The following is a 24791-nucleotide window of genomic DNA, read 5'->3' as shown; positions in this document are numbered from 1 at the left end:
AAGTGAGGTGTGCAGTGCGCTGTGCGTTCATTGTTACGCACGGAGAGCCGCGGCGAGCCGCATGACACCGTGGTGCAGCGCACAGCGATCTGGAAGGCTATGATCGTTGGTGCCCCAACGAATCCGGATCGCCCGGACGTGATCAAAGGAGATCTCGTGCAGTTCTATCGCGACGGCTATCGCCCGGGAGACCCCGACGTTCAGCCAGCCGATCCACGCGCTCAGCTGCATGACGAGGCATTCCCCGAGGCGGTCGACGTGCTCATCGTGGGCAGCGGTCCTGCCGGTGCTGTACTCGCTGCGCAGTTGGCGGAGTTTCCCGACATCCGCACGCGTGTCATCGAGCGCCGTGCCGCACCGCTGCTGGTGGGTCACGCCGATGGTGTCGCGTGCCGAACCGTCGAGATGTTCCAGGCATTCGATCTCGCTGAGGCACTCGTCCGCGAGGCGTACTGGGTCAATGAGGTGCGTTTCTGGGGTCCGTCCGACGAGGATCGATCGAGAATCATCCGCACCGGCTGGGTCGAAGACACCCCGGCGGGCCTCAGCGAGTTCCCGCACGTCATCGTCAACCAGGCGCGCATGCAGCAGTACCTGCTCGATCATGCAGCGAAGTCGGTGAGCAGGCTCGAGGTCGACTATGGCGTCGAGTTCGTTGGCTACGAGAAGGACGACGTTTCAGCGCACCCCCTCGCCGTCACGCTGCGGCACACGGCGGGGGAGCGCACCGGCGAGGAATTCACGGTCCGCACCCGCTTCGTCCTCGGCTGCGACGGTGCACGCAGCGCCGTGCGCACAGCGCTCGGAATTGAGCTCAGAGGGGATGCCGCGAACCACGCCTGGGGTGTCATGGACGTGCTTGCGACGACCGACTTTCCCGACTGGCGCACGAAGAACGTCGTGCAGTCGGCCGGCAAGGGCAGCCTGCTGATGGTCCCGCGTGAGGGCGGCAACATGGTGCGCTGCTACGTCGACCTCGGCGAGGTTGCGGCCGGAGACAGCGAGATCCGCAAGACGACCGCCGAGGAGCTCCGTGAGGTGGCGAACGCGATTCTGCATCCGTACACGATCGATGTGAAGCAGGTTGCATGGTCCAGCGTGTACGAGGTTGGCCAGCGCGTCGCCGACCGCTTCGACGATCTCGACGCGGACGCTCCCGAGGATGCCACGCCGCACGTCTTTGTCGCCGGCGATGCCTGCCACACGCACAGCGCGAAGGCGGGCCAGGGCATGAACGTCTCGATGCAGGATGCCTTCAACCTCGGCTGGAAGCTCGCCGCCGTACTGCAGGGGCGCTCGGATGCCACGTTGCTCCGCAGCTACTCGGAGGAGCGCCAGTCGATCGCCGCCGACCTCATCGCTTTTGACAAGCACTGGTCGGCGTTCATCGCGCAACCCGCGCTCGACCCCGCTCACCCCGAGCGCGGGGGCGTCTCGGCCGCCGGCATGCAGGCGGAGTTCGCGCGCCAGGGCCGCTACACCGCAGGGCTCGCCACGCGGTACGCACCGTCAACGCTCACCGGCGGCGGCGAGCACCAGAAACTGGCGACCGGTTTCGAGGTCGGCACACGGTTCCATTCGGCGCCGGTGCGCCGGGTGTCGGACGCCCGTCCGATGCAGCTGGGGCATTCACACCGTGCGGACGGCCGCTGGCGCATCTATGCCTTCGGCGACGTGGGCAACGTCGAGCTCCGCAAGTTCGCGAGCTGGCTCACCGAGGATTCGGCCTCGCCCGTGCGCGCGTTCACCGCGGCGGATGCCGACATCGATGGCGTCATTGATGTGCACGCGGTGTTCCGCGGTTCGCACCACGACGTCGACGTCACGGAGCTGCCATCGATCCTGCTCCCTACCTCCGGCCCCCTAAACCTGCAGGACTGGGAGAAGGCGTGGGCAGAAGACCCAGCGGACAGCATCTTCACGCGCCGCGGGATCTCTTCCCACGGTGCGGTTGTCGTGGTGCGTCCCGACCAGTACGTCTCCCTGGTGCTGCCGTTGACGGCACGGCGCGAGCTGCACGACTTTTTCACCGGATTTCTGCTGCCGGCGTGAGCAAGGCTTTCGCGCCGCCCAGCAGCTGACAGGATGGGAGCCGTGACGACGATCAGCGACCTTCCCGAACCGCAGAGGCACGTCGGAAACCTCATCCGTCGGGCGCAGCAACTGCACCTGGCGACCTGGGCGCGCGTGGCATCGCCGGATATCACGAGTGCGCAGTACAGCATCCTCGTCGTGCTTGACCGGGCGGCGGAGGCGAGCCAGCGCCAACTGTGCGACGAGGTCGACCTCGACCGCTCGACCGTTGCCGACCTCGTGCGGCGGATGGAGAAGGCTGGGCTGATTTCGCGGCAGCGCGCATCGGCCGACGCCCGGCGGAACGTCGTGACCCTCACCGCGCTCGGAGCCGCAGAACGCGAGCGGCTCGCACCGAAGGCAGTGGAGGTGCAGCGCGAACTGACCGCGCATCTGGGATCCGCCGAGGCGGACGCGCTGTTCCGCGCACTCTGGCGAATGCTGGAGAAGTAGCCGCGGGCCCTGCCCCCTTCGGCTCCGGTGCCGGCACTCGTCGCCGAACTCGAGTTACGCGTCGCCCACGTCGCTCGCCGACCCCCGGCCGGAGGCCTTTCGCAGTGCCTGGTGAACGGCGGTCAGCGCCTCGACGGCATCCTCAAGTGTGGCCAGCTGCTCGGCGGTGAGCGATTCCAATGCCTCGTTCACCGGCCTCGACCATTCGGCGGCGACGGCGCGGTGCTCTTGAACCCCCGACGGCGTCGGCTGGATGAGCGACACCCGACGGTCGCGTGCGCTCTTCTCGCGGCTGACGAAGCCGCGCTCTTCCAGAGTGCGCAGTGCGGTGCTGACGTTCGGCTGCTGTAGCCCGAGCGCCTCGGCGAGCTCGCCGACGGTGGATGCCGGTGCGTCGATCACCTGCTTCAGGAGGGCGATCTCCGTGGTCGGCAGCGGGCCAACGCCGGCGCGCTCCGGCGCCTTGCGGTGGATCGTCCAGGCGAGTTCGCGCAGCGTGATGCTGACATCGGTCAGGCGTGGACGGTCGGGGCTCACCATGGTCTCCTGAGCCTATCGCCCGGGGTGGGCACAATGAGGGGAACGCTCCGGGGGTCGCGCCGCGCGCGATCCCCGGAGCGTGCACAGTCGAATCAGAGCGGCTGTGCCATGACCTTGAGCACGTGCTGTGTTGCAGCGACGTTGTCGAAGCCGGGCAGCTTGCCCATCTCCCACTCGCCGATGTTGCGCGAGGTCTCGACGATCAGCTTGCAGCGTTCGAAGCGGCGCTCGGTGAACTCGACGAAGGCATCTTCGACGTTCTCGTGCGTCGACAGCACTTCGCCGAGTACCACGCCATCTTCAATCGCCTGCGCGGCACCCTGGCCGAGGTGTGGAGTGATGGAGTGCACTGCGTCGCCCATGAGCACCACCCGGCCCTTGTGCCACGGGGCGGGCGCGATCATCGCCTCCTCCGGGCGGAGGACGATATCGGCGGGGTTGTCGCTGAGGAACTCGTCGCGGAAGCGTCCGGCGAGTCCGCCGAAGCCTTCGAGCTCGGCGCGCAGTGCCGCGGGCAGATCCGCGGTGGCGGGGCGCGCGTCGCGGGCCATGGGCTTGTTGAAGAACATATAGGCCATGTCCGGACCGATCGGCACGAAACCGGCCATTCCATTCGGCCCTTCCTGCAGGATGATCCGGTCGATCTCCGGCAGGAGGGGCATGTTCTGGCGATAGGCCGACTGCCCGATGTACTCCGGGCGCAGTGTCGCGTCGAGAACGTGTTCGCGCACCTTCGAGGCGACCCCGTCAGCGCCGACGAGGATGTCGGCCGAGATCACCTCGCCGGTGTCGAGGGTGACGTCGACACCGTCGCCGCGGTCGGTGAGCGAGACGTACGAGGTGGAGTATTGAATGACCACGCCGACCTCGATGGCCCGCTCTGTGAGGATCTCGTGCAGCTTCGGGCGGGTCACACCGTTCATCGGGGGCAGGGTGCTGCTCTCGATCGGCGTGCCGTGGATGTTGCGGAGGAAGTTGCCGTCGTGGTCGTACATCGCACCCCAGGCGGATGCCGCGAAGCCAGCGTCGAGGCAGGGCTGTGCTGCACCGATGGCGTCAAGTGCGCGGAGCGCGTTGATGGGTTGGATGATCCCGACGCCGTAGACGGACGCGTGCGCCGACGCGTACCGCTCGACCACGTGGACGTCGTGCCCCTTCTGGCGGATCGCGATCGCGGCCGACAGGCCGCCGATGCCGCCGCCGACGACGAGAACGTTGAGCTTGCTCATGATTTCCTACACCTTCGTAGATTCTCACCCGCGTCTTCGCGGTGATCCCGCAAGAATATATGCCTACATATATATAAGGCAAGATATTTTGTGTGGGGATTCTCGCCGCCGGCTCGGCGCGTCAGATGGGCTGCGCCATGACCTCCAGCACGTGCTGGGTCGCCGCGACGTTGTCGAAGTCGGGGAGTTTTCCCATCTCCCATGCGCCGATCGCCTCCGACGTCTCCACCACCAGTCGGCAGCGCTCGTAACGGCGCTCCGTGAACTCCGCGAACGCGGAGGCGAGGTCATCATGGCGCGTCAGCACCTCGGCGAGCACGACGCCGTCTTCGATTGCCTGTGCGGCGCCCTGGCCGAGGTGTGGGGTGATGGCGTGCACCGCGTCACCCATGAGCACCACGCGGCCCTTGTGCCAGGGTGCGGCGGCGATCATCGACTCTTCGGGGCGCAGCACGATGTCGGCGGGGTTGTCGCTGAGGAACTCGTCGCGGAATCGGCCGGCGAGCCCGCCGTATCCTTCCAGCTCTCTGCGCAGCGCCGCCGGGAGGTCTTCCGCCGCAGGCCGGTCTTCCCTGTTCATCGCCTTGTTGAAGAACATGTACGCGAGGTCCGGGCCGATCGGCACAAATCCCGCGGTGCCGTTGGGGCCGCCCTGGATGATGACTCGATCGATCTCGGGTAGCCGCGGCAGGTTCTGTCGGTAGGCCGACTGCCCGATGTAGTGCGGCGTCACGTCGGCATCCAGCACGAACGGTCGCACGCCGGAGTTCACGCCGTCGGCGCCGACCAGGACCTCAGTAGAGATCTGCTCGCCGGAGTCGAGCGTGACGAGCACGTCGTCCTCGCGCTGCTCCAGGGAGGCGAAGGACGTTGAATAGCGGATCTGCACGCCGAGCTCGGCCGCGCGCTCGGTGAGGATCTGATGCAGTTTCGGGCGAGTGACGCCGTTCATGGGCGGCAGCGTTCCGCTCTCGATGGGCGCTCCATCGATGTCGGCGACGTAGTGTCCATCCGTGCTGTGGATTGCGCCCCACTTCTCGGCCGCGAACCCGGCGTCGATGCACTGCTGCGCGCATCCGATCGCATCGAGTGCACGCAGTGCGTTGATGGGCTGGATGACGCCGACTCCGTACACAGAGGCATGCGCGCTCTCGTACCGCTCGATCACCTGGACCTCGTGCCCCTCCTGGCGAAGGGCGATTGCGGCGGAGAGTCCGCCGATACCGCCGCCGGCGATGAGAACCTTGCGCTCTGACATATGCACTCCTACACCTTTGTGGGATTCCCGTTCCCGCGTTGCTGCGGGGACGGCTCACTCAGAGCGTATGGGGGTATATATATTTGTCAAGATATTTCCGGTGGGTGCCGAGTGTCAGTGGATGCCGAGGTAGTCCTCGAGCGTCCCGGGGCTTGCCTGGAGCAGGGGCTCGTGAACCGGCTCCTCCGGGAACTCGCTGGCCTCAAAGAACCAACGACGGGAGGCGGGCATCCCCCAGAGCTGCGCACGACGCGGGTCGGTCACATCCCACCGAATAGGTGGAGTCTCCAGGTCGATGAACTGGTAGTGCGTGTTGAACAGCTCGACGCGGTGCTGGTCGGGGTCGCGGAGGTAGAGGAAGAGCGCGTTGCTGATGCCGTGGCGCCCGGGGCCGCGGTCGATCTCGCCGCCGAAGCCGAGTGAGCCGGCGACGTCGGCGGCGTGGATCAGTGACGCCCCATCTGGCACCGCGTAGGCGAAGTGGTGCAGACGCGGCCCGCGGCCGTTCGTGAAGACCAGGTCGTGGGTGTTGCCCTTGACTTCCATCCACGTTCCCCACAGTTCGTCGGTGCCGTCTGTGGCGGTGTACTCCGACATGCGCATGCCGAGACCTGTCCAGAAGTCCGTCGCGGTCTGCACGTCGTGCGTCACGCACTGGTAGTGGTCCAGTCGCTGCGGGGCCCCGGCGACGAACTCGTTGTAGTTCTGCATCTTGCGGGGCACGACATCCATAGACGAGGTCAGCTCCATGCGGGTGCCGACGGCGTCGCGGAACCGGATCGTTGGGCCCTGGTGGTCGCGCTCGACCCGCTGGTGCTCTATGTCGTTCTCCTGGAAGAACTTCTCGGCGGCGACGATGTCGTCGTCGGTGCGCACCCGCAGGCCGACGTGGAGCGCTTTGGCCTCTGGGGCGAGCTCGAGGATCAGGCTGTGATGCGCAGCCTCCTCAAGCCCGCGCATGTAGACAGTGTCGCTGGTCTCTTCAGTGACCACGAGGCCGACGACGTCTCGGTAGAAGTCGCGACTGCGGGCGAGATCCGTGACCGCAATGGCGACGTGGCTCGAACGGGTGAGAGTGAAGGCGGGGTCGGAGTTCGTGATCGGCAGCATGCGATCAGCGTGCCAGCCGGATGCCGCGGGCGGAACTACCCGTTCGCTTGTGCAGCCATACACAAAAGCTATGACGCTCGGGCTGAAAGGCTAGTGTTCCTATATGGATCTACGACAGCTGCGCTACTTCGCGGCCGTCGTCGAGGCCGGCTCCCTCACCGCAGCCGCCGGGCGACTGCACATGTCGCAGCCGCCGCTGAGTGTGGCGATCGCGAAGCTCGAGGCCGACGTCGGCGTTCCCCTTCTGGTGCGCACGCCCCGCGGGGTCGAGCCGACGAGCGCCGGTCGGTTCCTGCTCGATGCGTCCACGCGTGTGCTCGGCGACATCGACGGCATCACCTCGGCGCTCCGCCGATTCGGCTCCGGCGTCACGGGGTCACTCCGCATCGCCGCGGTGCCGGTGCTGATGTGGCACCGCATCCCGATGCTGCTTCGCGCGTATGCGGCTGACACCCCCGACGTCGAGGTGCGGCTCGTCGACCCGCCGCCGTGGACGGCGATCGACATGCTGCAGCAGCGCAGCGTCGATGTCGCCGCGGTGATGGTGGCCGATCCGAAGCGGTTCGCGCAACGCCACCGCCACGTGCTCGACATCGTGGACTGGGGCCCGGTGCCACTCGTCGCGGCACTCCCGCCCGAGGAGCACCTCGCGCCGGACCCGCTGCCGCTGACCGCGTTCGACGGCAGGGTGGTGGTGCTGCCCGGCCGAACCGCGGCCGTTCCAAGTCTGCCAGAGGCGGTGGATGCGGCGTTCAGGCGACACCACATCTCGCCGTCGTCAATCCGCACGGCGGACACCATCCAGACCAGCATCCCGCTCGTCGAGGCGGGCATCGCGAGCGCGATCCTGCCCGACCCCGACGGCGCGAGTCTCACGCGATTCAATCTGACGCTGCGGCGGCTCGATCGACCGCCAACGCCGCTGCGGGCACTGGTGCTGGCTCGCGCTGGCTCGGCCAGTGAGCCGGCCGTCGCTCGGCTCCTCGCAGGAATCGAGACGATGCGCTCCGTTGATCGCATGTGATCCCTTATAGGATGTGCTCCACAAGGAGGCACTGTGGTTGAGACGAAGATCAGCAAGGCGGAGCAGGCGTACGCGATCCTGAGTCGCGGAATCATGGACGGCACGTACGGCCCGGGTCAGAGACTCGTGATCGATCAACTCGGCCGCGAGCACGGTATCAGCTCGGTCCCGTGGCGCGAGTCGCTGCGGCGACTCGAAGCCGAGGGGTGGGTCGACATCGTCCCGAACGCCGGAGCGATCGTCAAATCGGTTGACGTCGACTCCTGGCACCGCACGATGAACCTGCTGGCGAGGCTCGAGGGGTACGCGACCGCTCTCTCCGCGCCGCGACTGGATGCCGCGGAGCTGGCCGAGGCGCGTGACCTCAACAAGCAGATGGGGGAGGCGCTGGCGAACTTCGACCCGCAGCGGTTCGGCGATCTGAATCGCACCTTCCACGAGTCGCTGTGCTCGAAGTCCGATGACGAGCGGCTCAACCACTTGGTGCACGCGGAGTGGACCCGGCTCGACCTCATCCGCCGCACAGCATTCTGGTACGCCCCCGGACGCGCGCTGGCCTCGCTGGCCGAGCACGACCAGATCCTCGACCTCATCGAGGCCGGCGCAGATGCGGACCTCATCGAGACCTCCGTGCGTCAGCACGAGATCAACACTCTGGATGCCGTCGCCAAGCACGAGGCGGAGCGCAAGGCGGCGGAGCGGGCTCGAAGCTGAGGGTCGTAGCCGAACCCTGCGGCTGAACCCGCACTCCTCCCCGCCCTCTCCCTCCGGAGCGGAAATCGCACTTGAAATCGTGTGTGATTATTCATACGATTTGGAGCAGGCTCCCGACGAGCCCTGATCACGCGACGATGCGGAGAGACGATGAGCGATTCCCAGCGGAGCGAAACGCGCCTGACCCAGACTGAGGTGCTCGTCGTCGGCAGCGGGCCGACGGGGGCCACCGCCGCGTTGCTTCTCGCGCGCCAGGGCCTTGATGTCATCATGATCACTCGATCGGGCTGGGCATCCGACTCGCCCCGCGCCCACATCACGAACCAGCGCACCATGGAGGTGCTGCGCGCGGTCGGCCTCGAGGGCGCCGTCAACGCGCAGGCGGCGCCCCGCGCCGACATGGCGAACCAGGTGCTGTGCACCGCGCTCGCCGGCGAGGAGATCGGGCGGGTGTGGTCGTGGGGCAACGACCCGGAGCGGCAGGGCGAGTACCTCGCCATGAGCCCGGTGTCTGGACTCGACATTCCCCAGGACCGGCTCGAGCCGATTCTGCTCGGCGAGGCGGCCCGTCTGGGCGTGCGCGTCGTGTTCCGCACGAAGTTCGAGTCGCTCGAGCAAGACGGCGACGGGGTCACCGTGCGCGTCACGGATCAGGCGACCGGTCGTGCCGACAGCATCCGGGCGCGTTACGTGATCGGTGCCGACGGCGGTCAGAGCCGCGTGGCCGATGCGATCGGGCTTCCGCTCGTGGGGGAGTCCGGGATCGCCGGCGCGATGAATGTGCGCTTCACGGCGGATCTGTCGAAGTACGTCGCCCACCGCCCCGGCTCGCTGTTCGAGGTCATCCAGCCGCATCGCCAGGACGCCCTCGCGATTGGGATGCTGCGCATGGTGCAGCCCTGGCACGACTGGGTGGCCGGGTTCGTGCATCTGGGCGAGCGCAACTCGCGTCTCACCGAGGAGGAGGCGATCCATGAGTTGCGGCAGCTGATCGGCGCCGACAGCGTCGACATCACGATCACCGGCCTCTTTCCCTGGCGCATCAACCACGTGATCGCCGAGCACTACTCGGTGGGGCGGGTCTTCTGCGCGGGAGACGCGGTGCACCGGCATCCACCGATGAACGGTCTCGGCGCGAACACCTGCATCCAGGACGCCTTCAATCTCGCGTGGAAGATCGCGGCGGTCCTGAAGGGTCAGGCGGGCCCCGCGCTGCTCGACTCGTACTCCGCTGAGCGCCAGCCGGTCGGCAGGCAGGTGGTCGACCGGGCCATCGCGAGCTGGCGGCTGGGCAAAGACGTCGTTCCCGCGCTCGGCATCGACCCGGCGGCGCCGCAGGAGGAGCGCCAGGCACAGTTCGCCGTGCTGAAGGAAGCGAGCGCGGCGGGTGAGGAGCGCCGCGTGGCGGTGGCCGAGATGCTCGCGGCGAAGGCGTACATCTTCGCCGCGCACGGGGTGGAGATGAATCAGCGCTACGAGTCCGACGCCGTGGTCGGCGACGGTGAGCGCGCCGGCTTCGCGCGCGACCCGCAGCTGTTCGCCCAGCCGAGCAGCGATCCGGGCGCCCGCCTGCCCCACGCCTGGGTCGGCGGGGCTGACCGCACCATCTCGACGCTCGACCTCACTTCTCCCGAGCGCTTCACGCTTCTGCTCCGCGAGCGCGGCGAGCCCTGGGCGGATGCCGCGGCAACCGTCGCGGCGGAGTTCGGGATCGAGCTGCCGGCGGTGCGGATCGGGGCGGGTGCCGACGTCGTCGACCTCTACGGCGATTTCGCGCGCCGCAGCGGGATCGGTGAGCAGGGCGCGCTGCTGGTGCGCCCCGATCAACACGTTGCCTGGCGCAGCCGCACGGCCGTGACCGATCCGGAGGCCGAGCTGCGCCGGGTTCTCGCACAGATCCTCGACCGGGCCGACGCATGAGGACCATCGAGCTCGACGTGTTCGTCGTCGGCGCCGGGCCCACTGGGCTCGCCGCCGCCGCTCTGCTCGCACGCGACGGGGTGAACGTCGCCGCGATCACCCGTTACCCGGGCTTCGCGGATTCGCCGCGTGCGCACATCATCAACCCGCGCACGATGGAGGTGTTCCGCGACCTCGGTATCGAGCAGCGCGTGACCGACGCAGCCATGCCGGCGACTCTGATGAACCAGGTGATCTGGGCTGAGAGCTTCGCCGGTGCCGAGATCGCCCGCCGGCGCGGATGGGGTGGAGGCGCCGCACGTCGATCGGACTACGAGGCTGCCAGTCCCTGCGTGCCGACCAACATCCCGCAGCACGTGCTCGAGCCAATCCTCGCCGAGGCGGCGCAGGAGTTCGGCGCCCGGGTGCTCTTCAGCCTCGAGCTCGTGTCGATGCGCCAGGAGGTGGATCGGGTCGTCTCGCTCTGCCGAGACCGGGTCACGGGCGAAGACGTCGAGGTCATCTCGGACTACGCGATCGGTGCCGACGGTGACAACAGCGCCGTCGTTCGTGAGATCGGATTCGAGGTGGAGGGGCAGACCGGTCTCGGCCACATGCTCAATTTCTGGGTGCAGGCCGACCTCACGAAGTACACCGCGCACCGGCCCGGCGCGCTCTATCAGATCTTCCAGCCGGGCGGGCAGGCGTTCACCGACAACGCCATGTTCGTCGCCGTGCGCCCGTGGGACGAGTGGGTCGTCGCGATCCCCTACGATCCGGCGGTCGGCGACCCGGATCGCAGCGAAGACGCCGCCGTGAACACTGTGCGCTCCTATGTGGGAGACCCCGAACTGGCCGTGCACCTCATCGGCACCTCCACCTGGACGATCAACCAGGTGCACGCCGACATCATGCACCGGGGACGAGTCGTCATCGCCGGCAACGCCGCGCACCGGCATCCGCCTGCCGGTGGCCTCGGGGCCAACACCTGTGTGCAGGACGCATATAACGTCGCCTGGAAGATCCGGATGCTGCAGGCCGGGGACGCCGGCACCGGCATCCTCGACACGTACTCGCAGGAGCGCGCGCCCGTCGCCCGGCGGATCGTCGAGCGTGCCAACCGGTCGCTCGGCGCGCTGTTCGCGATTCCCGCAGCGCTGGGTCTGCGCCCCGGCCAATCCGTCGAGGACGGGAGGGCGGCGCTCGCCGAGCGCTTCAGTGACGCTCCGGCCGGCGCGGCGAAGCGACGCCTCCTGGCCGAGGCGGTGGAGATGCAGGACTACAACTTCAACGCGCTGGGAGTCGAGCTCGGGCATCGCTACACGTCGGACGGCATCACTCCCGACGGCACAGCGTTCGAGCCGGGCCTGGACCCCGAGCTGTTCTACGAGCCGACGACGACACCGGGTTCGCCGCTGCCGCACGTGTGGATCGAGCGTGGCGGCGCGCCGCTGTCGACGCTCGACCTCGTCGGAAAGGGGCGCTTCACGCTGCTCACCGGCATCGGCGGCGAACCGTGGCGGGAGGCCGCCGTGGCCGCGTCGTCACGCCTTGGCGTGCCCGTCGACGTCGTGTCGATCGGCCCGCGACAAGATGCCGAGGATCGATACGGAGAGTGGGCGACCCTGCGCGGGACCGACGAGTCGGGCGCGCTGCTGGTGCGCCCCGACCAGCACGTCGCCTTCCGGGCCCCGGACGCCTCGGGCGACGTGCATGCCGCGCTCCACCAAGCCGTCTCCCGCGCCCTCGGGCGCGCCTAGCCGACGGCGGCGCTCAGGTCGACTCTCAGGCCGACTCTCAGGCCGACTCCCTCAGGCCGACGTGTGGTGGGCGCGGGCGTCGGCTGCACGTCGGAACGCCAGCCATCCCAGTGCGGAGCTCACCGTGATGACCGCGCCGAGTGTCGCCGCCGTCGTGCCGATGACGCCGGTCAGCGGCGAGCCGAGCACGCCGCCGAGGAACTGTGATGCGCCGGTCAGGGCCGAGGCCGCCCCGCTCGCGGTGACGACCAGCTGGCCCCAGCTGTGCGCACCGGTGAACACGAACGCGGTCGCCCCGGCGAAAACAGTGGAGAGGATCCACAACAGCCACGGCGCGGCTCCGGTGAGGGCGAGCAGGAGCATGAGGGCACCGGCGACCGCGCTGCCTGCGAGACCGGTTCCCATCGCAACGGACGGATGCCGCGTACGCGCCATCCGTCGGAACACGATGTTGGCCGCGACCATCGCGAGTGCGTTCGTGCCGAAGACGAGCGCGAACACCAGGGGCGGATACCCGAACTCGCGCTCGACGATGAACGACGCGGTGGTGATGTATGCGTAGAACCCGAGCGAGTGGGTGGCGAGTGCTGCCGCGGTCCAGGCGAGCTCCCGATCACGCAGCGCTGTGAGCAGGGCGTTGGCCACGCCGGCGCCGGGCCCCGTCACGCGCTCGGACGCGGGCAGCGTCTCCGGAACGAGGAGTGCGAACAGCAGCGTCAGTGCACCGCCGAGCGCCGCGAGCGCGACGAAGTCCGCACGCCACCCCCAGGCGGCCGCGATCAGCGCGCCGATCACCGGTGCGAGCACGGGGGCCATCACCGAGACGAGCGCGAGCAGGCCGATGCGCGAGGACACGGAGCGGCTGTCGTCGGAGAGGTCGCGCACGACGCTCCGGGCGACCACGATGCCCGCGGCACCGCAGACGCCGGCGAGCCCGCGCACGGCGATGAGCATTACGGCATCCGCCGCCACCGCACTCAGCACGGAGGCGAGTGTCCAGCCGATCACGCCGATCAGGATGATCGGGCGCCGCCCGTGCCGGTCGCTGAGCGGACCCCACACGAGCTGCCCGACGCCGATGCCGAGAAGGCACGCCGTGACGCTGGCCTGCATCAGCCACGCGGCGCCGCCGAGCTCGGTCTGCATCGCGGGGAGGGACGGGATGTAGATGTCCATCGACAGCGGTGCCAGCGACGACAGTACGGCGAGGACGGCAAGGATCCTGACGAGTCTTCCGCCCGTCGGGCGCGACACCCCGCTCGGAGCGCTCACTGCTCTGCCGAGTCTGCGAGCACCGCCTGAAGATCGCACTGCACGAGCGTGGCGCCGTCGAACCGCGCGGCCATCACCTGACGGGCAGGACGGCTGTCGGCATCAGGGAACATGGTGATCCACGCGCGATTCAGCGCCTCGCGATCGCGGTACGCGTCCTCGGCCAGCCACACCGTGATCTTGATGATGTCGTCGGTCGTGCCGCCGGCGGCGGCCATGAGCTCGCGCACGTGCGCGAAGATGTTGGCCACCTGCGTGTCGAGCTCGGCCGGCATCTCCTTCGTGAGCGGATCGCGCCCGGTCAGCACCCCCGAGACAAGGTGCTGACCGATGAGGCTCGCCGCCGGAACCGGGTTCTCGTGCCCGAATCCGGTGAGGTGGATGCTCCTGCGGCGCGGCATCCGCTCAGCTCTCGACGCGGTCTTCGACGACGCGGTTCTCGATCGCGCCGAGACCCTCGATCTCGGCGCGCACCACATCACCCGGCACCAACCAGTTCTGCGTCGGCGCGCCGATGCCCGAGGGGGTGCCGGTGGCGAGGATGTCGCCCGGCTGCAGCGTCATCACCTGGCTGAGGTAGGCGATCTGCTCGTAGATGTCGTAGATCATGCCACCGGTGTCCGCACTTTGCCGCACCTCGCCGTTCACGGTCAGCGTCATCTGCAGCGCCAGCGGGTCGTCGATCTCGTCGTCGGTGGTGAGCCACGGACCGATCGGGCCGTGCGTGTCGAACGACTTGCCGAGCGTGAACGTCGGCGAGAGCTTCGCCAGCCAGTCGCGCACCGAGACGTCGTTCGCGACCAGGTATCCGGCGATGTACTCGCGGGCCTCGTGGGCCGACACGTTGCGGGCGGGCTTGCCGATCACGACGCCGAGCTCGATCTCGTAGTCGAGCTGCTCCGACACGACCGGTCGCACGATGTGGCCGAACGGGTCGTTGATGCAGGAGACCTGCTTGTTGAACCACATCTGGCTGGTCGGGATCGGGATGCCTGCCTGCCGCGCCTCCTCGGCGTGTGCGGCGTAGTTCATGCCGACACCGAGATACTTCTGCGGGTCGTCGATCGGTGCGAGCAGCGTCACCTCGGCGAGCGGATGCCGTGGCCCCGACGCCGAGAGGATGCTCTCGCGGCGGGCCGCCAGCTCGGGGATCAGCGCGCGGAGCGACGAGCCGATGCCCAGCGCGTCGGACAGGTCGACGATCTCGTCGCCGTCGATGCGGCCGAGGCGCACCGGGGAGTCGCCGGTGCGGAATCGTGCGAGCTTCATTCGCTCTCCTCCTCGTCGGCTTGCTCGGGCTTCTCGGAGGGTAGCGCGCCCCACACCTGGTCGCCATACGGCGTCATCTGGAAGCTCACGAACCGCCACTGCCCGTCGTCACCGCGGTGCAGCACCTGGGTGACGACCCCGTCGATCGTGCGCTCGCCGCCGTCGGGGGCGTGCATCCGATTCACGATGCCGCCGGTCAGCACCGCGGAGTCACCGAAGGTGCGCAGCAGCAGGTCCTGTCTCGTGATCTCGATGTACGCACGACGCACGGCGACGTGCTCGAGCAGCAGCGCCTTCGTGTGCACGAGCCCCGGGGCGTGGATGTGGATCAGGGAGTCCTCGAAGAGGGCGTCCAGCGCGTCGATGTCGCCGGCGATCAGGGCGTCCTGGCGTCGCTTCTCGACGGAGAGGATGTCGTTCTCGACGTTTGCGCTCATCGGACTTGCGCCTCTTCCCAGGTGCGGAAGCCGGTGGCCTCGCCCGCTTCGCGACCGGGGCGCGGTGCGCCAACGAGCGCGTGGTACTTGCTAAAGATCTCGTCGGCCTCTGCCAGCGGCAGCACCTCCTCGATGTCGTCGAACGGCTTGCCCGCTGTGCGTTCGGCGACGATCCGTCGGATGACCTCGTAGCCCTCGCCGCGCATGTTGTCGGTGATGCGGTTGACCATCGGGCGGCGGGCGGCGTCGTACTCGATGAAGGCGGCGGCCGGGTCGGCGTGCTCGGTGAGCTTCTCTGCGAGCACCGCGGCATCGAGCGTGGCCTGGGTGATGCCGTTGCCGCCGCGCGGGTACATGGCGTGCGCGGCGTCGCCGAGGAGTGCGACCCTGCCGTCAACCCACGTGTCGAGCGGGAAGTGCCGGGTGAGGGGGAAGAGGTACACCTCGCGGGCGTCGCGGATCAACTGCTGAACGTCGAGGAAGGGCAGCTTCAGCGTGTCGAACGCCGGAATGAGCTGCTCGGGATCGGCGACCTGGTTCCAGTCCTCGATGGTCTCCTCACCGTTCGTCTCGACGACCCAGTTGATGAGGTCGAGGCCGATGCCTTCGAAGTTCTCCGCTATCGGGTAGATGATCATCGTCGAGATGCGCGGATCGCCGAGATGAAGAATGGTGTGCCCGCCGCGGATCGGCTCGTGCAGCGTGGTGCCACGCCACATCGTGATGCCGGAGAACTCGGGTTCGGCCTGATCGGGGTGCATCTGGCGGCGCGCGACCGATTTGATGCCGTCCGCCGCGATGAGGGCATCGTGCCGCACCCTCTCGCGGCTGCCGTCGCGGTGTTCGATCTCGAGGGTCACGCCGTCGGCATCCTGCTCGTAGCTCACGAGCCCGGCACCCAGCACAACGGCATCCTCGCCGAGGCGTTCGATCACGGTGCGATAGAGCAGCATCTGCAGGATGCCGCGGTGCACGAAGCGTTGCTCGTGCAGGTAGCCCATGTGCACGCCGCACTTCTCGGCGTAGATCTCCTGGCCGAAGTGGTTGTAGAAGATCGAGTCCTCGGCATCGACGGAGATGGACCGGAACTCCTCGAGTAGATCGAGGTCTTCAAACTGCTTGGTGCCGACTGTCTTGATATCGACGCCGACGCCGAGGGGCTTGAGTTCGGGGACGATCTCGTAGATCTTCGTCCTGATGCCCTGCTGGTGAAGCCGCAGGGCGGTGACGAGCCCGCCGGGGCCGGCTCCGATGATGGCAATGTCGTGCATGTGGGCTCTTTTCTCTCGGAACCGGCTAGGCGCCGGCGGTCGGGGGGAACAGCTCGTCGAGCACCCGGACGGTCGCCTGCCAGGAGCGCGCGGCGTTGCGTGGGTGGTAGTCGAACAGCTCTGGGCGGGGCGAATTACGGGATCTGAGGCTCGTGAAGGCGTGCGTGGTGTGGCTGTAGACGTCGATCTCCCAGTCGGCCTCGGCCTCGGTCAGTTCGTCTTCGAGCCGGCTGCGCTCGGCACGCGTGGCCATCGGGTCGAGCGAGCCGAGCGCCACGTGCACCTGGATACCGGATGCCGTGGCGGCCGACCAGTCACGCTCCAGCAGATCGAGACCGGGGTGCACGGCGATCACCCCGCGGACGACTCCGCCGGTCCGCAGGAACTCCAGGGCGGAGGAGCCGCCGAAGCAGTATCCGAGCAGCGCGATGTTCGCGGCATCGACCTCCGGTTGGGTGGTGGCCACGCGGTGCGCTTCGGCGATGCGGGCCTGCCACTCCGCGCGGTTTCCGGCCATCGATCCGATCAGGGGAACGATCTCGGCCTGAGCTGCCGGCGTGGCACGGTCACCCCAGACGTCGGCGGCGAACACGGCGAGGCCGCGCGCGGCAAGACTCTCGGCGATCGCGATCATGTCGTCGCCGAGGCCGAAGGCGTCGTGGATCAGCACGACGGTGGCACACTTGACGGCGCCAGCTGGGGCGATGAAGAGTCCGCGCATCGCGGTGTCGCCGACGTGATACTCGACGTCTCGGCGTGTAAGACCGGCCATTTTCATCACTCCTCCTCGAATGTGTGACCGATCGTACGCAGGATCGCACACGATTTCAAGCGCGATGCGCTATGGTGGCGTTATTGAATCGGAGCGCACAAAGGAGAGCGTCATGACCAAGGTCGTCGACATCAACATCCACCACCTTCCCGAAGATCTCTTCACGAACGAGAAGATCTTGAACGGGTTCCTGAATAGCGCTCCGCGCGGCTTCGGTGAGATCGCCAGCGTTATCGAGATGGAGAACGGCAAGAAGCAGCTCGTGCTGGAGAAGCCCAAGGGCTACCCGAACCTCAACTACGTGGAAGGTGACTACTCCGCCGAGGCGAAGCTCGCGGCGATGGACGAGGCCGGCGTTGACTACGGCATCATGCGCGTTCCGGTCTGGCAGGAGTGGCTCGACCTCGAGACCTGCAAGGCGGTCAACGACAACGCCGCCGAGATCGTGAAGCGCTCAAACGGCCGACTGTTCTCCACCGCCTGCGTGCCGCCGTGGGGTGGCAAGGAGAACATCTACGAGCTGGAGCGCAACGTCAAGGAGCTCGGCGTCGTTGGCGTGCAGCTCGCGTGCCACTATGGCCAGCTCTACCTCGACGACGAGGTCTTTCGTCCTTACCTGAAGGTGATCGAGAAGCTCGAGATCCCCGTCATCGTGCACCACACGCCGTTGCCGGTCGAGTACAAGTCGGTCCTCGACTACACGAACCTGCGTCGCGAGTTCGGTCGCATCACCGATCAGGCCACCGCCGTCGGGCGTGAGCTCTTCAGTGGCATGTTCCAGGAGATGCCCGGTCTGCGCTTCATCCACACCATGCTCGGCGGCAACTGGTTCGCCAACACCGAGCTGCTCACCCCGCACGCCCCGGTCAAGAAAGAGGCCATGCAGCGCCTCGACGCCAGCGAGGGCGACAAGATCAAGCGATACCTCGACGAGAACATCTTCTTCGATCTCACCCACCCGCACTCGTGGGGCAAGGTGCAGGTTGAGGCGGCCCTGAAGATCAACGGCGCCGACCACTACATGTTCGGCTCCTCCTTCCCGGTCTTCTACAGCTGGATGAGCCAGGGTGTCGAGTTCATCAAAAACGAACTCGAGATCAGCGAGTCCGACCGCGAGGCCATCTTCTACGGCAACGCGAAGAAGATGTTCAACCTCCCGATCTAGGCCTTGTCATGATCGATTCCCAGCGGGTGCTCATCATCGGAGGCGGATTCTCCGGACTGGCGGCGGCGATCATGCTCGCGAAGGCTGGACATGTCGCCCTGCTGATCGAGCGGTCGCCGCACTGGACGATGGACGGTGCCGGCATCAGCATCGGCGGGCCATCGCTGCGGGCCCTCGGGCGGATCGGGGTGCTTGACGCATTCTTCGACCACGGGGCCGGTGGCGACGACCAGTCGGTGCGCACCCCGGATGGACGCGAGATCGGCCGGTTCCGCACGCCGCGGATCGCTGCATCCGATCGTCCGGGCACCGGCGCGATCATGCGACCGGTGCTCGGGCAGATCCTCGTCGACGAGATGCTCGCCTCGGGCGCCGCTGCACGACTGGGCACCACCGTGAGTGGTCTCGTCGATGACGGCAACGGGGTGGATGTCACATTCTCGGACGGATCGATCGGGCGCTTCGACGTGGTGGTCGGCGCCGACGGACTCGCCTCGTCGACGCGGGCGCTGCTGTTTCCGGATGCTCCGAAGCCGGAGTTCTCCGGTCAGGGCGCCTGGCGCGCGGTCGTCCCACGCCCGCCGGAGATCACGAGCACGGTGATCTGGGTCGGTGCCCCCGCGAAGGTCGGCGTGAACCCCATCTCGGCCGACGAGATGTATGTGTTCGTCAACGAGCCCAAGGCCACCAACGATCGCGTCGGCGACGACGAGCTGCTCCCGCGCCTGCGCGCGCTGCTCGACCCACTCACCGACCCGGTGATGGCCGGCGTCAAGGCCGCACTCGACGAGGACTCGCTCGTGCTGTACCGGCCGATGGACAACCTCCTGCTGCCCTTGCCGTGGCATCGCGGGCGCGTGGTGTTGATCGGCGACGCGGCGCACGCGACGACCCCCCATCTCGCCGCCGGCGCCGGCCTGGGCCTGGAGGACGCGATCGTGCTCGCCGAGGAGCTGGACGCGCACGACTCGGTGGATGCCGCCATGACGGCCTTCGAACGGCGCCGCTTCGAGCGCTGCCGGATGGTCGTCGAGAACTCCGCACGACTCGGGGTGCTCGAATCCGAACGCGGCCGCCAGGACGAGTTCGTCGCGCTGCAGACCGACTCCTACCGGCTCTTGGCCGAGCCGGTCTGAGTCCCATCCATCGCGCCAATTCACTTGACAGAATGTAAAGCGACTGGCACCATCGTCTCAACCCGCTGGCACGACGCCGTGCGTGCGGGTGTGTCTGAGCCGTGCGCCGCCCCCTAGCCCACCAGTGAACACCGGAGCATCCGATGAATGAGCACGCCCCGCAGAACGACATTGACGACTTCTTCTCCACCGACCGCGTCGCCGGCCGTGAGCAGGCCGTTGAGCTGAGCGCCGGGAGCTATCGCGAGAACCTCATTGCTCTCGATGATCCGATGCTTGCTGACGTGCGCGGGATGGACTACGAGCAGTTCGCCGCGGACCGCTACGCTGCGCCGTTCCTGCGCGAGCTGCTGGAGTATTGGAAGCGGCTCTACGACGAGCCGTTCGTCGGCATTACAACAGACGGGCGTCCGCGCGAGGGGCTCTACGCCCTGCCGGAGCGCCCTCAACCGGAGCCGGGGCCATCGGATGCCGCCCTGGCCCTGCTCGATCTGCTCACGCCGCAGCAGCGCGTGAAGCTCTGCTATCCGATCGATGCCGATGAATGGCGCGGATGGAGCAACCCCGAATTCGTGTTCTTCCGCATTGGGCTCCGCCTGGAGGAGCAGAGTGACGAGGTCGTGCGGGCGGCGCTGGGCGTCGTGGAAGCGTCTCTGAGCCCGGCCGGCTACGAGCGCGTCGCCGAGGCCATGGCCTTGAATGGATACCTCGGTGAGCTGGTCGACCTGCCGACGATCATGAACGATCGCAGCTACTGGTTCGCTCTCTATGGAACACCGTCGCCCGATGAGCCGTGGGGCTGGCAGCTCTTCGGTCACCACGTCGCACTCAACTTCGTCTCCGTCGGTGGCAGGCACGTGATCGCACCGGTGTTTTTGGGCGCAGAGCCCGCGCTGTCCGATGACGAGCGCCCACCGCTCTTCGATGCCCGTGAGCAACTCGCCATCGCGCTCGCCGAGTCACTGGACGACGAGCAGCGAGGCGAAGCAGTCGTGTACAACTCGGTGCTCGACCGGGCAATGCCGGAGGGGAGGCTCCATCCCGCTGACGAACGTCACGTGGCTGGAGCGTTCCGCGACAACCGGGTCGTGCCGTACGAGGGGATTTCGGCGGCGGCGCTCTCTGACGACCAGTGGTCGAGGCTGCGCGCGATCGCCGAGGACTTCTTGCTTCTGCTGGTGGAGCCGCAGCGGGCGGCCACCCTCGCGGAGTTCGACGCACATCGCGACGAGACCTTCTTCAGCTGGTACGGAGCGACCGATGGCACGCAGCCGTTCTACTTCCGGATCCACAGCCCGGTTCTGCTCGCCGAGCTCGATCACCATGCGGGCGTCTGGCTGAACAACCGGCTGCCGGCGCGATTCCACGTGCACACGACCCTTCGGATGCCCAACGGCAACGACTATGGACGCGCATTACGAGACGCCTGGAAGATCGCACACGATTGATCTAGTTCTAACGCGTTGAATCGCGTAGGATTTCACACACGATCTCAGACGATGCCGTCTCGGATCATTCATTTGCCACACGAGGAGGTGTCGCGGAGATGACTGCACCACGGCTCGAAGTCCGCTCGCTATCGAAGACATTCGCGGGCATCACGGTTCTGAGCGAGGCACGACTCGAGGTTCGCGCCGGCGAGGTGCACGCCCTCATCGGCCAGAACGGATCGGGCAAGTCGACGCTGATCAAGCTCATCAGCGGCGTGTATCGCGCCGACGCCGGGGGAGAGGTCTTCGTCGACGGCGAGCGCATCGGCACCCCGGTCGATCCGGCACGGCTGCATGAAGAGGGCCTGGCGTTCGTGCACCAGGATCTCGGGCTGATTCCCGACCTGTCGGTCAGTGAGAACGTGCGCGTTGGTCGGCACTCCACCAACCGGTTCACGGGGTGGATCAACAAGGCGAAGGATGCCGCGGCGGTTCGCGAGTCGCTCGAGTTCCTCAACCTGGGGCACATCGACCCCGAGACCAAGGTCGCCCGGCTCCGACCGAGTGAGCGCGTGGGAGTAGCGATCGCGCGTGCTCTGCAGGGCCGCAAACGCGGTGGCGGCGTGATCGTCTTCGACGAGTCGTCCAGAGCGATCCCACATGAGGCGCTCGACGACTTCTACGGCATGATCCGCCTGCTCACGTCGCAGGGCACTGCCGTCGTCATCGTCAGCCACAACCTCACCGAGGTGCTGCAGATCGCCGATCGCGTCACAGCCCTGCGCAACGGTCGGGTTGTCGAGATGGGGCTGCCCACCGACGACCTCGACGAGGGAGCGCTGACGAACCTTGTGCTCGGCCGCTACGGCGAGCTCGACGACTTCGCGGAGAACATGCCGTCCGAGGTCCGCGAAGGCGGAATCGAGCTGCGCGGCATCCGGGGCGGACGCATCCGCAATGTCTCGGCGACGATCCAGCGCGGCGAAGTGGTCGGGTTCACCGGCAGCGTCGATTCGGGGCTCTCCGGGCTCGGCGCGCTGATCGCGGCGGCCGCGCCCGGCGTGCGTGGCTCGATCGTCGTTGACGGTGCCGAGATTCCGCTCGAAAGCGCGAACATCAGGCGGATGCTGCGCGCGGGTGTTGCCTACATCCCGCAGGATCGGCACGGCGAGGGGCTGGCCACCGGGCTGACGGTCCAGGAGAACGTGACCCTGCCGCACCTGCGCACGCGCGGACGAGCCTGGTGGACGGGAGCGGCGTGGCAGCGGGCAGAGACGGAGGCCGTGCTGCGCAACTTCGACGTCACCCCTCCGAACCGGAACGCGGTCATCGCGACTTTTTCGGGTGGTAACCAGCAAAAGGTGCTCATGGGCAAATGGCTGCTCGGGGGCCGACGGCGCTTGTGCTCGACGACCCGACGCAGGCCGTCGACGTTGGCGCACGCTCGGCTGTCCTCCGCGCCACCCGCCAGGCTGCCGTCGACGGCGCTGCCGTCGTGCTGTGCAGCTCGGAGGTCGACGATCTCGCCGCCGTCTGCGACCGCGTCGTCGTGCTTGAGGAGGGCAAGGTGCTCACCGAGCTCTCCCGCCCGTTCACCGCCGACGACATCTTCTCCGCGATTTTCCACAGCACTGAAGGAGCCGACCGATGACCACCACACAGACCCCGACGACCACAAACATCGTCATCCCCCCGCCGGTGTCACCGCTGCGGCGGATCAGCATGGATCTGCTCTCGCGCTACGCGCTGGTGATCCTGTGGATCATCATGCTCCTGGTGCTGCTGGCACTGGTGCCCGGTGACGTCAGTCCGATCAACGCGATGCGCACCGTGTTCAGCCAGATCACGCCCGTGGTCTTCCTCGCGCTCGGCGTCGTGATCACCATGGCTGTCGGTGAGTTCGACCTGTCGTTCGCGGGGATCTTCAGCATCGCCGCGGTCGCTGTGCCGTCGCTCGCTGTGCTGCACGGATGGCCGGTCCTGCTCGCCGTGGTGGGAGCGATCGTGATCGCGCTCGTGTTCGGCGCCATCAACGCGGCGCTCGTCGTCGGGCTCGGTATCAACTCCGTCGTTGTCACGCTCGGTACGTGGAGCGTCGCGGGGGGACTCGCGTTCCTCCTGTCGGGGGAGACCACGGTGAGCGGTCTCGATCCCGCCCTCGCGGCGATCTCGACCGGACGCTTCCTAGGGCTGCCGCACCTGTTCTGGTACGGCGTGATCCTCGTCGTCATCGTCGCGTACATCATGGGCGCGACGCCGATCGGCCGCCACATGACCTTCGTCGGGTCCAACCGCGCCGTCGCGTCACTCGCGGGCATCTCGGTGGGTCGCGTGCGGATCGGTGCCTACCTCGCGAGCTCGCTGCTCGCTGGCCTCGCCGGGGTCGTCATCTCGATCGGCAACGGAGGGTTCAACCCGGCATCGGCATCCGCGTATCTGCTGCCCACCTTCGCCGCTGTCTTCCTCGGCACCGTCGCGGTCGTGCCCGGTCGGTTCAACCCGCTCGGCATGCTGATCGCCGCGTACTTCCTCATCACCGGAGTCTTCGGACTACAGCTGCTCGGCCTCACCGGCTGGGTCACCGAGGTGTTCTACGGGGCGGCGCTCATCATCGCCGTCACCGTGTCGCACCTGCTGCAACGCCGGGTCAAGAGCTGACCGGCTCAGCACACGGCACCAGCGCACGACCGCACCACCGCAACACAGCACCAGAGCACGAGCGCCACCCCAACACCAAGCAAAGGAGTAACCCGCATGAAGTCATCACGCACTGCTGGCGTCGCTGTCGCCGCCATCAGCATGCTCATCCTCGCCGGCTGTGCCAGCGGCGGAGGCGAGTCAACCGACACCACCGCCGAGCCGGCCGCAGCGCTGAGCGCCGAGGCGCAGGCGGCCCGGGACATCGTCGATGCGGCATCCGTCGCAGTCGACGAGTTCGAGGCGCCCGGCCCCGCGGTCGATGCCAGCGCGCTGGCCGGCAAGACGGTGTACTACATCCCGGCCACCCTGCAGGTTCCGACCCTGAACTACATCGGCAAGGCCTTCACCGAGGCCCTTTCCCAGCTGGACGCCAAGGTCGAGATTTGCGACGGCAAGGCCAACCCGGCAGACATCGCGAGCTGCATCGCGCAGGCGATCGACGCGAAGGCCGGCGCCGTGGTGACGTCCGGCATCACGCCGGAGTTCGCACCGTCGGCAGTCTCCGATCTGCAGGCCGCCGGCATCCCGTGGGTGCAGGCCACAACCACGCCGAGCGGTGACGGAGACCCGTCTCAGGTCGCATACGTCGCCGAGGACCAGGTGAAGCTGCAGAGCTGGTCGACCAACTGGGTCATCGCCGACTCGGATGCCAAGGCGAACGTGCTCGTGATCAAGCTGACCGACACCCCCGCCACGGCGGCATGGGCGGACTACGGCATCCTCGCCGTGTACAAGGACGCCTGTTCCGACTGCACCACCCAGGTCATCGAGATCAACTCCGGCCAGCTCGAGCGGCTGCCGAGCCTGGTGAGTTCCGCGCTGGTCGCCAACCCGGACATCACCTACGTGCAGGCGCAGTTCGACCAGTTCCTCCCGGCCGTCACCCAGGGCATCCAGTCCGCGGCGCGCGACGACGTGAAGATCGCCAGCGTCGACGCCAACCTGTCGGCCCTGCAGGACCTGGCCTCCGACGGAAACGTGAAGTCCTCGGTCGGCTACAACAAGACCGCCCTCGCCTGGTACATGGCCGATGCGACCGTACGCCTGGCATCGGGTCAGCCGGCCGTCGAGAACCTCGACTTCCCCTACCGTCGGGCGTTCAACGAGTCGAACGTCGCCGACCTGACGCTCACACCGGACGCCGAGGCGAGCGGCGAGTGGTTCGGCGACGCCGACTACCAGGCCGGGTTCCTCAAGCTGTGGGGCGTCAAGTGATCGGGCAGTGCTGATGATCGGTTAGTGCTGAACCGGCCCCTGGCCCGCCGCCGTTACCACCGGC

At 67.5% G+C, this 24791-nt stretch carries 22 protein-coding genes; 12 read left to right on the top strand and 10 right to left on the bottom strand.

What is annotated here, in order from left to right; translation table 11 throughout:
- Positions 1 to 9: 9 nt before the first annotated feature.
- Entirely contained in the window at positions 10 to 2052 is a 2043-nt protein-coding gene (locus AWU67_RS12480; RefSeq protein ID WP_335339010.1) for an FAD-dependent monooxygenase, read from the top strand.
- 42 nt (positions 2053 to 2094) lie between these two features.
- Positions 2095 to 2526 carry a MarR family winged helix-turn-helix transcriptional regulator gene (locus AWU67_RS12475; RefSeq protein ID WP_160329752.1) on the top strand — a complete coding sequence of 144 codons (432 nt, stop codon included), beginning with the start codon at positions 2095 to 2097 and terminating at the stop codon, positions 2524 to 2526.
- Between the two features lie 54 nt (positions 2527 to 2580).
- Here the strand turns inward: AWU67_RS12475 and AWU67_RS12470 are convergent, their stop codons facing one another.
- The 4 genes from AWU67_RS12470 to hpaD all read right to left on the bottom strand — a co-directional run bounded on the left by AWU67_RS12470 (position 2581) and on the right by hpaD (position 6663).
- Positions 2581 to 3066 (bottom strand): MarR family winged helix-turn-helix transcriptional regulator, encoded by a 486-nt coding sequence (locus AWU67_RS12470; RefSeq protein ID WP_067229551.1) that lies wholly within the window; start codon positions 3064 to 3066, stop codon positions 2581 to 2583.
- 92 nt (positions 3067 to 3158) lie between these two features.
- The gene (locus AWU67_RS12465) at positions 3159 to 4295 is read right to left on the bottom strand and encodes an FAD-dependent oxidoreductase (protein WP_067229547.1); all 1137 of its coding nucleotides are present in this window, start codon (positions 4293 to 4295) and stop codon (positions 3159 to 3161) included.
- A gap of 121 nt (positions 4296 to 4416) precedes the next feature.
- Positions 4417 to 5553: an FAD-dependent monooxygenase gene (locus tag AWU67_RS12460; RefSeq protein WP_067229544.1), complete on the bottom strand. Its 1137-nt coding sequence runs from the start codon at positions 5551 to 5553 to the stop codon at positions 4417 to 4419.
- A 114-nt stretch (positions 5554 to 5667) separates the two neighbouring features.
- Positions 5668 to 6663 (bottom strand): 3,4-dihydroxyphenylacetate 2,3-dioxygenase, encoded by a 996-nt coding sequence (gene hpaD, locus AWU67_RS12455; protein ID WP_067229540.1) that lies wholly within the window; start codon positions 6661 to 6663, stop codon positions 5668 to 5670.
- Between the two features lie 103 nt (positions 6664 to 6766).
- Here hpaD and AWU67_RS12450 point away from each other — a divergent pair, with 103 nt between their 5' ends.
- The 4 genes from AWU67_RS12450 to AWU67_RS12435 all read left to right on the top strand — a co-directional run bounded on the left by AWU67_RS12450 (position 6767) and on the right by AWU67_RS12435 (position 12060).
- A complete protein-coding gene (locus AWU67_RS12450) occupies positions 6767 to 7687 on the top strand; it encodes a LysR family transcriptional regulator (protein ID WP_067229537.1) in 921 nt (306 codons plus the stop codon).
- 33 nt (positions 7688 to 7720) lie between these two features.
- A complete protein-coding gene (locus AWU67_RS12445; protein WP_233279219.1) occupies positions 7721 to 8401 on the top strand; it encodes a GntR family transcriptional regulator in 681 nt (226 codons plus the stop codon).
- A gap of 150 nt (positions 8402 to 8551) precedes the next feature.
- A complete protein-coding gene (locus AWU67_RS12440; RefSeq protein ID WP_067229534.1) occupies positions 8552 to 10321 on the top strand; it encodes an FAD-dependent monooxygenase in 1770 nt (589 codons plus the stop codon).
- Positions 10318 to 12060 carry an FAD-dependent monooxygenase gene (locus AWU67_RS12435; protein ID WP_067229532.1) on the top strand — a complete coding sequence of 581 codons (1743 nt, stop codon included), beginning with the start codon at positions 10318 to 10320 and terminating at the stop codon, positions 12058 to 12060. Before AWU67_RS12440 ends, AWU67_RS12435 begins: the two co-directional genes overlap by 4 nt.
- A 51-nt stretch (positions 12061 to 12111) precedes the next feature.
- On the opposite strand, the gene AWU67_RS12430 is transcribed toward AWU67_RS12435, so the two are convergent.
- The 6 genes from AWU67_RS12430 to AWU67_RS12405 all read right to left on the bottom strand — a co-directional run bounded on the left by AWU67_RS12430 (position 12112) and on the right by AWU67_RS12405 (position 17081).
- Positions 12112 to 13236: a Bcr/CflA family efflux MFS transporter gene (locus AWU67_RS12430; RefSeq protein ID WP_067229529.1), complete on the bottom strand. Its 1125-nt coding sequence runs from the start codon at positions 13234 to 13236 to the stop codon at positions 12112 to 12114.
- Between the two features lie 92 nt (positions 13237 to 13328).
- Positions 13329 to 13733 (bottom strand): RidA family protein, encoded by a 405-nt coding sequence (locus AWU67_RS12425; RefSeq protein WP_067229524.1) that lies wholly within the window; start codon positions 13731 to 13733, stop codon positions 13329 to 13331.
- A 4-nt stretch (positions 13734 to 13737) separates the two neighbouring features.
- Positions 13738 to 14601 carry a fumarylacetoacetate hydrolase family protein gene (locus tag AWU67_RS12420; protein ID WP_067229521.1) on the bottom strand — a complete coding sequence of 288 codons (864 nt, stop codon included), beginning with the start codon at positions 14599 to 14601 and terminating at the stop codon, positions 13738 to 13740.
- A complete protein-coding gene (locus tag AWU67_RS12415) occupies positions 14598 to 15038 on the bottom strand; it encodes a nuclear transport factor 2 family protein (RefSeq protein ID WP_067229518.1) in 441 nt (146 codons plus the stop codon). The genes AWU67_RS12420 and AWU67_RS12415 overlap by 4 nt, the downstream gene beginning before the upstream one ends.
- Positions 15035 to 16309 carry an FAD-dependent monooxygenase gene (locus AWU67_RS12410; protein ID WP_067229515.1) on the bottom strand — a complete coding sequence of 425 codons (1275 nt, stop codon included), beginning with the start codon at positions 16307 to 16309 and terminating at the stop codon, positions 15035 to 15037. The genes AWU67_RS12415 and AWU67_RS12410 overlap by 4 nt, the downstream gene beginning before the upstream one ends.
- Before the next feature lie 25 nt (positions 16310 to 16334).
- On the bottom strand, positions 16335 to 17081 hold the full coding sequence (locus tag AWU67_RS12405; protein ID WP_067229511.1) for a dienelactone hydrolase family protein: 747 nt from the start codon (positions 17079 to 17081) through the stop codon (positions 16335 to 16337).
- A 112-nt stretch (positions 17082 to 17193) separates the two neighbouring features.
- Between AWU67_RS12405 and AWU67_RS12400 the strand changes: the two genes are divergently transcribed.
- The 6 genes from AWU67_RS12400 (at position 17194) to AWU67_RS12370 (ending at position 24727) form a co-directional block, all read left to right on the top strand.
- Positions 17194 to 18246, top strand: a complete 1053-nt coding sequence (locus AWU67_RS12400; protein ID WP_067229508.1) for an amidohydrolase family protein — start codon at positions 17194 to 17196, stop codon at positions 18244 to 18246.
- A gap of 8 nt (positions 18247 to 18254) precedes the next feature.
- Entirely contained in the window at positions 18255 to 19382 is a 1128-nt protein-coding gene (locus AWU67_RS12395) for an FAD-dependent oxidoreductase (RefSeq protein ID WP_067229504.1), read from the top strand.
- Positions 19383 to 19525: 143 nt separating this feature from the next.
- Positions 19526 to 20830, top strand: a complete 1305-nt coding sequence (locus AWU67_RS12390; RefSeq protein ID WP_067229501.1) for a DUF3500 domain-containing protein — start codon at positions 19526 to 19528, stop codon at positions 20828 to 20830.
- A 194-nt stretch (positions 20831 to 21024) separates the two neighbouring features.
- Positions 21025 to 22614, top strand: a complete 1590-nt coding sequence (locus tag AWU67_RS17010; protein ID WP_160329750.1) for an ATP-binding cassette domain-containing protein — start codon at positions 21025 to 21027, stop codon at positions 22612 to 22614.
- Positions 22535 to 23470 (top strand): ABC transporter permease, encoded by a 936-nt coding sequence (locus AWU67_RS12375; protein WP_199922292.1) that lies wholly within the window; start codon positions 22535 to 22537, stop codon positions 23468 to 23470. Before AWU67_RS17010 ends, AWU67_RS12375 begins: the two co-directional genes overlap by 80 nt.
- Before the next feature lie 96 nt (positions 23471 to 23566).
- Entirely contained in the window at positions 23567 to 24727 is a 1161-nt protein-coding gene (locus tag AWU67_RS12370; RefSeq protein WP_067229489.1) for a sugar ABC transporter substrate-binding protein, read from the top strand.
- Positions 24728 to 24791: the final 64 nt, after the last annotated feature.

Source organism: Microterricola viridarii (assembly GCF_001542775.1).
Lineage (GTDB): Bacteria > Actinomycetota > Actinomycetes > Actinomycetales > Microbacteriaceae > Microterricola > Microterricola viridarii_A.
This window is presented reverse-complemented; position numbering and strand designations above follow the sequence as displayed.

Bases quoted from the DNA above. Each gene is read 5' to 3' on its own strand.
- AWU67_RS12470 (WP_067229551.1), bottom strand. From the start codon at position 3,066: ATGGTGAGCCCCGACCGTCCACGCCTGACCGATGTCAGCATCACGCTG.
- AWU67_RS12465 (WP_067229547.1), bottom strand. From the start codon at position 4,295: ATGAGCAAGCTCAACGTTCTCGTCGTCGGCGGCGGCATCGGCGGCCTG.
- AWU67_RS12460 (WP_067229544.1), bottom strand. From the start codon at position 5,553: ATGTCAGAGCGCAAGGTTCTCATCGCCGGCGGCGGTATCGGCGGACTC.
- hpaD (WP_067229540.1), bottom strand. From the start codon at position 6,663: ATGCTGCCGATCACGAACTCCGACCCCGCCTTCACTCTCACCCGTTCG.
- AWU67_RS12450 (WP_067229537.1), top strand. From the start codon at position 6,767: ATGGATCTACGACAGCTGCGCTACTTCGCGGCCGTCGTCGAGGCCGGC.
- AWU67_RS12440 (WP_067229534.1), top strand. From the start codon at position 8,552: ATGAGCGATTCCCAGCGGAGCGAAACGCGCCTGACCCAGACTGAGGTG.
- AWU67_RS12435 (WP_067229532.1), top strand. From the start codon at position 10,318: ATGAGGACCATCGAGCTCGACGTGTTCGTCGTCGGCGCCGGGCCCACT.
- AWU67_RS12430 (WP_067229529.1), bottom strand. From the start codon at position 13,236: ATGGACATCTACATCCCGTCCCTCCCCGCGATGCAGACCGAGCTCGGC.
- AWU67_RS12425 (WP_067229524.1), bottom strand. From the start codon at position 13,733: ATGCCGCGCCGCAGGAGCATCCACCTCACCGGATTCGGGCACGAGAAC.
- AWU67_RS12420 (WP_067229521.1), bottom strand. From the start codon at position 14,601: ATGAAGCTCGCACGATTCCGCACCGGCGACTCCCCGGTGCGCCTCGGC.
- AWU67_RS12415 (WP_067229518.1), bottom strand. From the start codon at position 15,038: ATGAGCGCAAACGTCGAGAACGACATCCTCTCCGTCGAGAAGCGACGC.
- AWU67_RS12410 (WP_067229515.1), bottom strand. From the start codon at position 16,309: ATGCACGACATTGCCATCATCGGAGCCGGCCCCGGCGGGCTCGTCACC.
- AWU67_RS12405 (WP_067229511.1), bottom strand. From the start codon at position 17,081: ATGGCCGGTCTTACACGCCGAGACGTCGAGTATCACGTCGGCGACACC.
- AWU67_RS12400 (WP_067229508.1), top strand. From the start codon at position 17,194: ATGACCAAGGTCGTCGACATCAACATCCACCACCTTCCCGAAGATCTC.
- AWU67_RS12395 (WP_067229504.1), top strand. From the start codon at position 18,255: ATGATCGATTCCCAGCGGGTGCTCATCATCGGAGGCGGATTCTCCGGA.
- AWU67_RS12390 (WP_067229501.1), top strand. From the start codon at position 19,526: ATGAATGAGCACGCCCCGCAGAACGACATTGACGACTTCTTCTCCACC.
- AWU67_RS12375 (WP_199922292.1), top strand. From the start codon at position 22,535: ATGGATCTGCTCTCGCGCTACGCGCTGGTGATCCTGTGGATCATCATG.
- AWU67_RS12370 (WP_067229489.1), top strand. From the start codon at position 23,567: ATGAAGTCATCACGCACTGCTGGCGTCGCTGTCGCCGCCATCAGCATG.